Source organism: Staphylococcus sp. EG-SA-2, assembly GCF_017152085.1.
In genome coordinates this window covers 1-3121 of the sequence record NZ_JACYHC010000557.1, presented here as the reverse complement: position 1 = coordinate 3121, position 3121 = coordinate 1, and the positions used below count along the sequence as shown (strand labels likewise).

The window sequence follows — 3121 nt, the reverse complement described above, 5'->3', positions numbered from 1 at the left end:
TGGAAACATAGATTAAGTTATTAAGGGCGCACGGTGGATGCCTTGGCACTAGAAGCCGATGAAGGACGTTACTAACGACGATATGCTTTGGGGAGCTGTAAGTAAGCTTTGATCCAGAGATTTCCGAATGGGGAAACCCAGCATGAGTTATGTCATGTTATCGATATGTGAATACATAGCATATCAGAAGGCACACCCGGAGAACTGAAACATCTTAGTACCCGGAGGAAGAGAAAGAAAATTCGATTCCCTTAGTAGCGGCGAGCGAAACGGGAAGAGCCCAAACCAACAAGCTTGCTTGTTGGGGTTGTAGGACACTCTATACGGAGTTACAAAGGACGACATTAGACGAATCATCTGGAAAGATGAATCAAAGAAGGTAATAATCCTGTAGTCGAAAATGTTGTCTCTCTTGAGTGGATCCTGAGTACGACGGAGCACGTGAAATTCCGTCGGAATCTGGGAGGACCATCTCCTAAGGCTAAATACTCTCTAGTGACCGATAGTGAACCAGTACCGTGAGGGAAAGGTGAAAAGCACCCCGGAAGGGGAGTGAAATAGAACCTGAAACCGTGTGCTTACAAGTAGTCAGAGCCCGTTAATGGGTGATGGCGTGCCTTTTGTAGAATGAACCGGCGAGTTACGATTTGATGCAAGGTTAAGCAGTAAATGTGGAGCCGTAGCGAAAGCGAGTCTGAATAGGGCGTTTAGTATTTGGTCGTAGACCCGAAACCAGGTGATCTACCCTTGGTCAGGTTGAAGTTCAGGTAACACTGAATGGAGGACCGAACCGACTTACGTTGAAAAGTGAGCGGATGAACTGAGGGTAGCGGAGAAATTCCAATCGAACCTGGAGATAGCTGGTTCTCTCCGAAATAGCTTTAGGGCTAGCCTCAAGTGATGATTATTGGAGGTAGAGCACTGTTTGGACGAGGGGCCCCTCTCGGGTTACCGAATTCAGACAAACTCCGAATGCCAATTAATTTAACTTGGGAGTCAGAACATGGGTGATAAGGTCCGTGTTCGAAAGGGAAACAGCCCAGACCACCAGCTAAGGTCCCAAAATATATGTTAAGTGGAAAAGGATGTGGCGTTGCCCAGACAACTAGGATGTTGGCTTAGAAGCAGCCATCATTTAAAGAGTGCGTAATAGCTCACTAGTCGAGTGACACTGCGCCGAAAATGTACCGGGGCTAAACATATTACCGAAGCTGTGGATTGTCCTTTGGACAATGGTAGGAGAGCGTTCTAAGGGCGTTGAAGCATGATCGTAAGGACATGTGGAGCGCTTAGAAGTGAGAATGCCGGTGTGAGTAGCGAAAGACGGGTGAGAATCCCGTCCACCGATTGACTAAGGTTTCCAGAGGAAGGCTCGTCCGCTCTGGGTTAGTCGGGTCCTAAGCTGAGGCCGACAGGCGTAGGCGATGGATAACAGGTTGATATTCCTGTACCACCTATAATCGTTTTAATCGATGGGGGGACGCAGTAGGATAGGCGAAGCGTGCGATTGGATTGCACGTCTAAGCAGTAAGGCTGAGTATTAGGCAAATCCGGTACTCGTTAAGGCTGAGCTGTGATGGGGAGAAGACATTGTGTCTTCGAGTCGTTGATTTCACACTGCCGAGAAAAGCCTCTAGATAGAAAATAGGTGCCCGTACCGCAAACCGACACAGGTAGTCAAGATGAGAATTCTAAGGTGAGCGAGCGAACTCTCGTTAAGGAACTCGGCAAAATGACCCCGTAACTTCGGGAGAAGGGGTGCTCTTTAGGGTTAACGCCCAGAAGAGCCGCAGTGAATAGGCCCAAGCGACTGTTTATCAAAAACACAGGTCTCTGCTAAACCGTAAGGTGATGTATAGGGGCTGACGCCTGCCCGGTGCTGGAAGGTTAAGAGGAGTGGTTAGCTTCTGCGAAGCTACGAATCGAAGCCCCAGTAAACGGCGGCCGTAACTATAACGGTCCTAAGGTAGCGAAATTCCTTGTCGGGTAAGTTCCGACCCGCACGAAAGGCGTAACGATTTGGGCACTGTCTCAACGAGAGACTCGGTGAAATCATAGTACCTGTGAAGATGCAGGTTACCCGCGACAGGACGGAAAGACCCCGTGGAGCTTTACTGTAGCCTGATATTGAAATTCGGCACAGCTTGTACAGGATAGGTAGGAGCCTTTGAAACGTGAGCGCTAGCTTACGTGGAGGCGCTGGTGGGATACTACCCTAGCTGTGTTGGCTTTCTAACCCGCACCACTTATCGTGGTGGGAGACAGTGTCAGGCGGGCAGTTTGACTGGGGCGGTCGCCTCCTAAAAGGTAACGGAGGCGCTCAAAGGTTCCCTCAGAATGGTTGGAAATCATTCATAGAGTGTAAAGGCATAAGGGAGCTTGACTGCGAGACCTACAAGTCGAGCAGGGTCGAAAGACGGACTTAGTGATCCGGTGGTTCCGCATGGAAGGGCCATCGCTCAACGGATAAAAGCTACCCCGGGGATAACAGGCTTATCTCCCCCAAGAGTTCACATCGACGGGGAGGTTTGGCACCTCGATGTCGGCTCATCGCATCCTGGGGCTGTAGTCGGTCCCAAGGGTTGGGCTGTTCGCCCATTAAAGCGGTACGCGAGCTGGGTTCAGAACGTCGTGAGACAGTTCGGTCCCTATCCGTCGTGGGCGTAGGAAATTTGAGAGGAGCTGTCCTTAGTACGAGAGGACCGGGATGGACATACCTCTGGTGTACCAGTTGTCGTGCCAACGGCATAGCTGGGTAGCTATGTGTGGACGGGATAAGTGCTGAAAGCATCTAAGCATGAAGCCCCCCTCAAGATGAGATTTCCCAACTTCGGTTATAAGATCCCTCAAAGATGATGAGGTTAATAGGTTCGAGGTGGAAGCATGGTGACATGTGGAGCTGACGAATACTAATCGATCGAAGACTTAATCAAAATAAATGTTTTGCGAAGCAAAATCACTTTTACTTACTATCTAGTTTTGAATGTATAATTTACATTCATATGTCTGGTGACTATAGCAAGGAGGTCACACCTGTTCCCATGCCGAACACAGAAGTTAAGCTCCTTAGCGTCGATGGTAGTCGAACTTACGTTCCGCTAGAGTAGAACGTTGCCAGGCA

General features: G+C 49.4%; 2 rRNA genes. Both read left to right on the top strand.

The window, feature by feature from the left end:
- Positions 1–10 precede the first annotated feature (10 nt).
- Positions 11–2933: ribosomal RNA gene (locus tag IDG60_RS09515) — 23S ribosomal RNA — on the top strand.
- A gap of 72 nt (positions 2934–3005) precedes the next feature.
- Positions 3006–3120: ribosomal RNA gene (gene rrf / locus IDG60_RS09510) — 5S ribosomal RNA — on the top strand.
- Position 3121: the final 1 nt, after the last annotated feature.